The sequence below is a fragment of the Algoriphagus sp. 10J20-15 genome, assembly GCF_055809615.1.
On the sequence record NZ_JBVVUG010000049.1, the window covers coordinates 94,043 to 101,405 of the forward strand.

The 7,363-nt window shown below is 41.1% G+C and carries 6 protein-coding genes and 2 pseudogenes; 2 read left to right on the forward strand and 6 right to left on the reverse strand.

All coding sequences use genetic code 11. From position 1 onward, the window contains the following. The first annotated feature begins 207 nt into the window (after positions 1–207). Positions 208–1,631: pseudogene (locus AC0L6R_RS24240) on the forward strand (circularly permuted type 2 ATP-grasp protein). Positions 1,632–1,646: 15 nt separating this feature from the next. Beyond that, positions 1,647–2,634 (forward strand): annotated as a pseudogene (locus AC0L6R_RS24245) (alpha-E domain-containing protein). A gap of 108 nt (positions 2,635–2,742) precedes the next feature. Here AC0L6R_RS24245 and AC0L6R_RS24250 read toward each other — a convergent pair. The 6 genes from AC0L6R_RS24250 to AC0L6R_RS24275 form a co-directional block, all read right to left on the reverse strand. Further along, positions 2,743–3,879 carry an AEC family transporter gene (locus tag AC0L6R_RS24250; protein WP_283413943.1) on the reverse strand — a complete coding sequence of 379 codons (1,137 nt, stop codon included), beginning with the start codon at positions 3,877–3,879 and terminating at the stop codon, positions 2,743–2,745. Positions 3,880–3,894: 15 nt separating this feature from the next. Next, positions 3,895–5,070: a pyridoxal phosphate-dependent aminotransferase gene (locus AC0L6R_RS24255; protein ID WP_473273482.1), complete on the reverse strand. Its 1,176-nt coding sequence runs from the start codon at positions 5,068–5,070 to the stop codon at positions 3,895–3,897. A gap of 45 nt (positions 5,071–5,115) precedes the next feature. Beyond that, positions 5,116–5,280, reverse strand: a complete 165-nt coding sequence (locus AC0L6R_RS24260) for a hypothetical protein (protein ID WP_473273483.1) — start codon at positions 5,278–5,280, stop codon at positions 5,116–5,118. 32 nt (positions 5,281–5,312) lie between these two features. Next, positions 5,313–5,495 (reverse strand): hypothetical protein, encoded by a 183-nt coding sequence (locus AC0L6R_RS24265; protein ID WP_473273484.1) that lies wholly within the window; start codon positions 5,493–5,495, stop codon positions 5,313–5,315. 102 nt (positions 5,496–5,597) lie between these two features. Continuing rightward, positions 5,598–7,058, reverse strand: a complete 1,461-nt coding sequence (locus AC0L6R_RS24270) for a SusD/RagB family nutrient-binding outer membrane lipoprotein (protein WP_473273485.1) — start codon at positions 7,056–7,058, stop codon at positions 5,598–5,600. 120 nt (positions 7,059–7,178) lie between these two features. After that, positions 7,179–7,363: hypothetical protein (locus AC0L6R_RS24275; RefSeq protein ID WP_473273486.1), on the reverse strand; the 185-nt coding region annotated here is incomplete at its 5' end.

Genomic DNA, 7,363 nt, shown 5'->3' on the forward strand with positions numbered 1-7,363 from the left:
AAGAATAAATTCATAACTTATGATGGAGGATAAGATAAACTACTGGATTGTCATCATTGAAGTATTTGTAAGAAATGAATCCTGTTTTTAACAAAATGTGGTGTTATTATTTATTTTAATAAAAATTTGAGCCTATTTTCTTAAAATTTTTGACAATTACGCTTTTTCATCTATCTTTTTGAACCTAGTTTGATTTTAAATAAACTTATGAAGACAGACGGATATAACGCAGGAGAACATTACGATGAAATGATTTCCGCAGAAGGGGAGATCAGAGAGCATTATGCGGAGTTTTACAATCACCTGAAGAAGACTAGTTCTAGGAAAATGAATCATCTGCAGCATTCTGCCAATCAGACGCAGCGCTCGATGGGGATGACTTTCAATGTCTATCATGACAATCAGGGGATGGAAAAAATCCTTCATCTGGATATTATACCCAGGATAATACCCAATTCGGAATGGCAGAAATTGGAAGCTGGACTGAAGCAAAGAACTCATGCGCTGAATCTTTTCCTTCAGGATATTTATAATGAGCGGAAAATCCTGAAGGACGGAATAGTGCCTTCAGAGCTTATCCTGAAAAGTAAGGATTACCTCGAGCCCTGCATTGGACTCACTCCTCCCAAAGGCATTTGGTGTCATATCACTGGAACTGATCTGGTGAAGGCCAAAGATGGAGAGTATTACATTTTGGAAGATAATCTTCGATGTCCATCAGGCGTCTCTTATATGCTGGAGAGTCGTGAAATCATCAAGCGGGTTTACCCGGATATTTTCAATCAAAAAGGGGTTATGCCAGTTTCGAATTACCCTACAAAACTCCTTCGTATGCTTCAGAATCTCTCCGATAAGCCAAAGCCGGTTGTTGGAGTACTGACTCCAGGGATTTATAATTCTGCATACTATGAGCATTCCTACCTCGCTTTGCAAATGGGCGTAGAGCTGGTAAATGGTGTGGACCTTATCGTAGAAAATAAGCGTGTGTATATGCAGACCACCAAAGGATTGCAGCAGATCGATGTGCTTTACCGACGGATAGATGATACATTTTTGGATCCGGAAACCTTCAATCCTGAATCTATGCTAGGAGTTCCTGCCTTTTTGAAGCATACAAGGCAGGAAATATCGCATTGGCAAATGCGCCAGGCACTGGTGTGGCAGATGATAAAGCCGTTTATGCTTATGTTCCAAAAATCATAAAATATTACCTGGACGAAGAACCAATCCTGAATAATGTGCCGACCTACTTGTGCCGAGAAGAGAAGGACAGGCAATACGTATTGGATAATATTGAAGAATTGGTAGTGAAAGAAACGAACGCTGCGGGCGGATACGGAATGCTGATCGGCCCTAAGGCGGATGCTGAAGAACATGCGAAATTCCGTGAACTCATCAAAAACAATCCAACCAATTACATCGCTCAGCCCACCTTGTCACTTTCCACCGTACCCACTTTGACTGATGAAGGAATTAGTGGCAGGCATGTGGACTTGCGGCCTTATATTTTATATGGAGAGGAAATAGAAGTAATTCCTGGGGCACTCACCAGAGTTGCTTTAAAGAAAGGTTCCCTGGTGGTGAACAGTTCGCAAGGAGGAGGCAGTAAGGATACTTGGGTTTTATATTAAAATAACAGAACGAATATGCTAAGTAGAGTAGCGAATAGTATTTATTGGCTGGGTAGATACCTGGAGCGTGCGGAGAATTATGCGCGATTTATTGATGTGAATTTCAATCTGATGCAGGATCTTCCTGTAGATCTCAAGGAGCAGTGGCATCCACTGATCGCTGCTACTGGAGATTTGGCTCTATATGAGAAAAAGTGCACTGGCTACGAAAGAAATCAGGTTTTATTCTTCTTAGGGTTTGATGCCGAGAATCCGAACTCAATGCTCTCAACTATTAAGAATGCCCGTGAGAATGCCCGTATAATACGGGAAAATCTCAACAAGGAGACTTGGGAGAAAGCCAATGAACTTTATTATATGATGCAGGAAGGCTTGGAGAAAAAGGTGTGGAAGAAAGAGGATCCAAGGCCATTTTTTGAAAAGGTTAAAAACCAAATCTTATTGATCTACGGGATTGCTGATAGTAGTGTGGCGAGGATTGAAGGCTGGTATTTCAGGCAACTAGGGCAATATCTTGAGCGGGCTGACAAGACTTCTAGGATTTTGGACGTGAAGTATCACATTCTTTTGCCTGCAGATCAGCAGGTAGGGACGCCTCTCGATTTCTTGCATTGGATGGCATTGCTGAAATCTGTCACCGCATTCAATACTTATCGGAGATTGTATGGGAATATTGAATCTGCCAATGTTGTAGAGTTTTTGGTCCTGAATAAATATTTCCCTAGATCTATTTACTACTGTATTAAAGAAGCAGAGAAATGCCTGCACAATATTTCCGGGAAATTTAGGCGGAGGATATATGAATTCCTCCGAGAAGGCAATTGGCGAATTGCGTTCGAAGCTAGAATTTGCAGAAGTGGGAGAGATTATTGGTTTTGGACTACATGAATATCTCGATAGTCTTCAATTGAAAATCAATGCGATTTCCAATAATGTAGATTCTAATTTCTTCACCATCAGAGATAATCAAAATCACCAAAACCAAACCCAATCACAGAATTGATAGGTTCTTGGTAAAAGCATAGCCAAATAGTATAAAAAATGCCCCAGCAATTTGCTAGGGCATTTTTGATTAGTAGACCTATCGGTTATTCTATTAACCTACATCGTATTATTCAACTGAACTGTCTTTAAGCACTTTTTCTCTCAAATTTTCAAAACTGAAATCTGCGTTTTTGACTACTTGAATTGCCTTTGGAATCAACGCGGTTCCAACTAGCAATCCTCCTATGGAGATGACGTGTAGTGGGGATGTGAAATAGCTCCCTGATGTAAAAACACCTAGAATCAACAAGGTGCTGTACGGCATAGAAACTGCTAAAACGTTGATACCAAGATCAAGGTCAAAGGTAGGATTGCCTTTTTGAGATTCATTTTCATACTCAAGCTTTCTGATTGCGGACATGTGTGCAAAAGGCCAAAAACTAACGGCGCTTTGAGGAAATACTACAGCCAGTAAGACTGCGGCCTCAGAAGGCATTGGTACAAGCCAGATGAATAATCCGCTAAGTAAGAAGGTGAACCCTGCCCTAAAGGTCAGGATAGATGAAATCATTCGTAGCTGGTCCCATTTGAAGATCACTGCTATCCCGATGAATAAGAGGACAAGCGGGGTCATCATGTCTTTCATCATAACAATGGATGAGCTAAGGAATGCTGGCATACTTTCCATATTAAATCCAAAGCTAAGTAATCCAATGGCGACTAAAATCACCAGGTTTATTGGCTCGCTTACCATAGCTAGAAGTAATTCTTTTACCTTTTGCCCATTAGATTTAGCCTTGAGTTGTTGGTTTTTGTAATACCAAGACATTGCTAACAAATAGGCTAGAACTAAGACGAATAACTTGTTGCCAATGTCAGCAAGTGCTGCCCAAGCCAGTACATCGTCTCCTAGATATTCTACAATAAATGGGAAACAAGTTAACCCTGGAGCAAGAGAAGGGAGAAGCAACATCAGTGTTCGCATAGCCGGACTATCTGCCTTGATACCAAAGAATGGTAGCGAGAACTTGGTAATGATGATCATCACAATATTAAAAACCAATGCCAATACCGGAAGAATTAGAAGATCCGGGTTGATTTCGATTTTCAACAAAGCCACAAAAATCATTGCCGGTAAGGCGATGTTTAGAATTATGGTTTTTAACCCTTTTTTCTGATCCTCATTTTGTAGTTTTTTCTGGAGAAAAATCCCAATAACTATTAATAGAATCAGCGATAGAGTCTTCTGAAGTGCAATACTCATACGAATTTTTGCTTACTAGGCTGTCACTTTTTTGAAAGCGTCTACGAAAATTTCCATTTCCTCTTTTGTGCCCATGCTTACTCGGCACCATGGTTTGTTGTCGATATTGAATACTCGAATACCTACTCCGCTATCGTACATACCTTTCATGAATGGTTGTCCCTCCATACGTAGTGGGAAGATCATAAAGCTGGTTTCTGAAGGAATAATATCATACCCAAGAGACGCGATTTCACCTTTAGTGTACTCTCTGCATTCGGTGTTCATTTCTCTACAACTCGTAATAAATCCAGGATCCTTTAAGCTTGCAATAGCCCCATTTAAAGAAGTGACGCAAAGTCCCATTGTACTTCTTACTTTCGACGTGATGCTTTCAATACGCTCTGGAAGTGCTACCATGTAACCGATTCTCAAGCCGGCCATTCCATGGACTTTAGAGAAGGTTCTGGCGATGATTACATCTTTGCCTTCAGCTACGAGTCCTACCATGGAAGATTCTTCTGGCTTTTGAAGGAATTCTAGATACGCCTCATCCACGAAAACTGGTGTTTTTTCAGAAACAGTCGAACAGAAAGCTTTCAGTTTCTTGGCGTCTGTGATGGAGCCTGTCGGGTTGTTTGGGTTGCAGATGTAGACAAGGTTAGTCTCTGAGTCAACGGATTTAGCCATAGCATCTAGGTCATGCTGAAAGTCACCCGTTAATAGAGAAGGCTTCCAGGTCTGCGACCCCAGTTTCTGCGCGGTATTCATCAAGGACATATAAGATGGATCTGCAGATACCACGTTACCGCCATTCATGAACTGTACGAATGCAACTTTTTCCAGAATATCTGATGAACCTGGAGATAGCATGATGTGATCAGGTGTCACGCCTTCTTTCTCGGCAATCATATCGATGAGTACTTTTGCTTCTCCATGTCCATACCTATTGCCTAAGGAAATAGAGTCAGAGATGGCTTTAATTACTTTAGGTGAAGGCCCATAAGGATTTTCATTTGCATTTAATTTGGCAACTATCCGTGCTTCATTGTAATTAAACAAAGGGATGTGCTCATTTAGAATAGAGTCTGGCTGATATGCGGCCAATGCTTTATTTTTTGGTAGTGCAAAAGCTGGAGCGACAGCCATTGTTCCCATTGCCATTAGGCTGGATTTGATCCAAGTTCGTCTGTTAATAGAGTTGTTCATCATGATTTAATAAGGTTGTTGAATGATTTTTTGATGTTATTAAAAGTGTTAGTTGACTCTTATGGTGTGGTATTTTCTAAATGGAACATTTTTGTAAGTTCCTGCGAATTCTAATCTGACAGAATTTCCGCTGGAAGCCTCGGAGAGCCCCAAATCAGCCCAAGAGACTACCAAATCAGCTGCGCCATCAGTACCGGTTACTAGTCTGGCCACTTCATTCGTGTTGTTGATGAATACCGCGATATCTAGATTTGGAACAGGTATAGAATCTGCATACCTTTCGTATGATCCAGAATATTGGTCTTATCCAGTTCCAAAAATTTGGATCCTACGGTGACTGGTGAGGTTGCCCCGAAGGAAGTTCCTTCGAGTAGGATTAAAACCGGAGAGGCTACATTTGGTGTTACTAAATCTTCTTGCTTCCACACAGGATTGAGAGAAAGCAAGGGTGATGAAAGCTGCCGCTAGTAAGTATATGTTGAATGACTTTTTCATAAGAAATTGAATTGAATGATTAGAGGTTGATTTGGTTATTCTACCCACCAAAGTGGAGTTCTCATGTTGTCAGATCCGCCAAATTTGCTGACACCTTCGTCCAGATTAGTCTTATTAAGTGAGTATTCTGAAGTAGGGTATTCGATTCGGGTAGGCAGTACACCTTCGTTGGAAAAGACCGAGCTAGGATGGGGAGCAGACATCATTGGATAGCCTGTACGACGATATTCATTCCATGCTTCAACTCCCTGCCCGAAAAGAGCAATCCATTTTTGAGTCATGATACTCTCTTTGGTTACTCCGCCTATCCGGCTCATGTAATCACTTGGCATGGTTAGACCTTGCTGATGGAATGATGCTTTAATCGCGCTTTCAAGAAATGCTGAGGCATCACCTTCTATATCCCCATCTAATGCAGCCTCTGCTTTGATGAATTCCACCTCAGCATAGGTCATTAGTACACTAGGAGCCGTAGGGTCCAAATATTTAAGTCCAATTCGCGAAGCGTTGAAGGTGCCAGCTGCTGCATCTGTAAGCCCATTTGGCAATCCAGCATAGGTACCATCGTCCAATGGTTGCGCATAAACTGTGATTCTTTCGTCATCAAGTTCAAGTAGCTTGTTGATGAGTGTAGTACTGATATTCCAGTCTGAGCGAGTTGAGAATACATCAAACATTTTGTTTCTGCTTCCAATTACATCGAAATGAGTTAGTTCGGCCGCTTGGGCGTTGTTTTCGATAATTGGGTATTTTACAGGATCAGATAGAATCTGAGTCATAATAGCACTAGATTCTGCAGGTTTTTTAGCTGCCTGGCGGTTTGCTATTCTCAAAGCGAGGGAATTCGTAAAACGTTTCCATTTCATGATATCCCCATTAAAGAGGATGTCTCCAACAACAGCTGGTCCCGATGTGGAAAGGAGATCGTTCGCCTCCATTAAATCAGCTAAAATTCCAGCATAAACTTCCTCCATTGAATCGTATGCAGGAGAGTTAATGGCTTCTTCTGCTGTTCCTTTTAGAGATTCAGAATAGGGTATTGGGCCAAATACATCCGTCAGGTATGCAAATGAGAAGGATTGCATTGTCATTGCTATTCCTAAGTAGTTGGCATTTTCATATTCTGCTCCGGCGGCCGTTAAGGATTTAACCCGTTCGAAATTGATCAGCGATTCATTATATATACTATTCCAGGTGCCTGAAGAAATGGTAAGTGGTATTTCATAGCTGTCTCCTTCTGCATTGATATAGATGTTTCTGGATAGATGTTGGATCCAGCACATAGCGGCATCTATATTCAGTCTCTGGTATCGGGTGCTGTGTCCCCAGTATCTGTCTACTACTACTTGTATGGCATTTGGCAGAAGTAGAGAAGGGGAAATAGAGACAGGATTGTTAGGGTCGGTGTTGATTTCTTCAAAATCCTTGGTGCAAGACGTAAGCGTACCAAAAGAGAGAAGAAGTATGGCGATGGTTGATTTATATAGTCTTTTCATGTGTTTATTATTTGATGTTTTTGGCCACATGGAATCTCACATGGTAAATAATAATGTCTGTTGATGACGTCTGAGTCATTTTTGATTTCATGATAAGTTCTTTATAGGTAGAGAATTAGATCAGAATGTCACGTGAAGATTGAATCCCAGATTTCGGGTAGAGGGCATTTCTCCATAAGAAAACCCTTGACCGTTCCCTCCTTTGTCATCAACTTCTGGATCCATGTGGGGATGGTTTTTATATAGCATCGCCAGATTTCTTCCTACAAATGATAGCTTCATTGTTTGTATGAACTTATTAGGTG

Coding starts and splice junctions, on each gene's coding strand:
- AC0L6R_RS24255 (WP_473273482.1), bottom strand. CDS start 5,070: ATGATGAACAACTCTATTAACAGACGAACTTGGATCAAATCCAGCCTA.
- AC0L6R_RS24250 (WP_283413943.1), bottom strand. CDS start 3,879: ATGAGTATTGCACTTCAGAAGACTCTATCGCTGATTCTATTAATAGTT.
- AC0L6R_RS24270 (WP_473273485.1), bottom strand. CDS start 7,058: ATGAAAAGACTATATAAATCAACCATCGCCATACTTCTTCTCTCTTTT.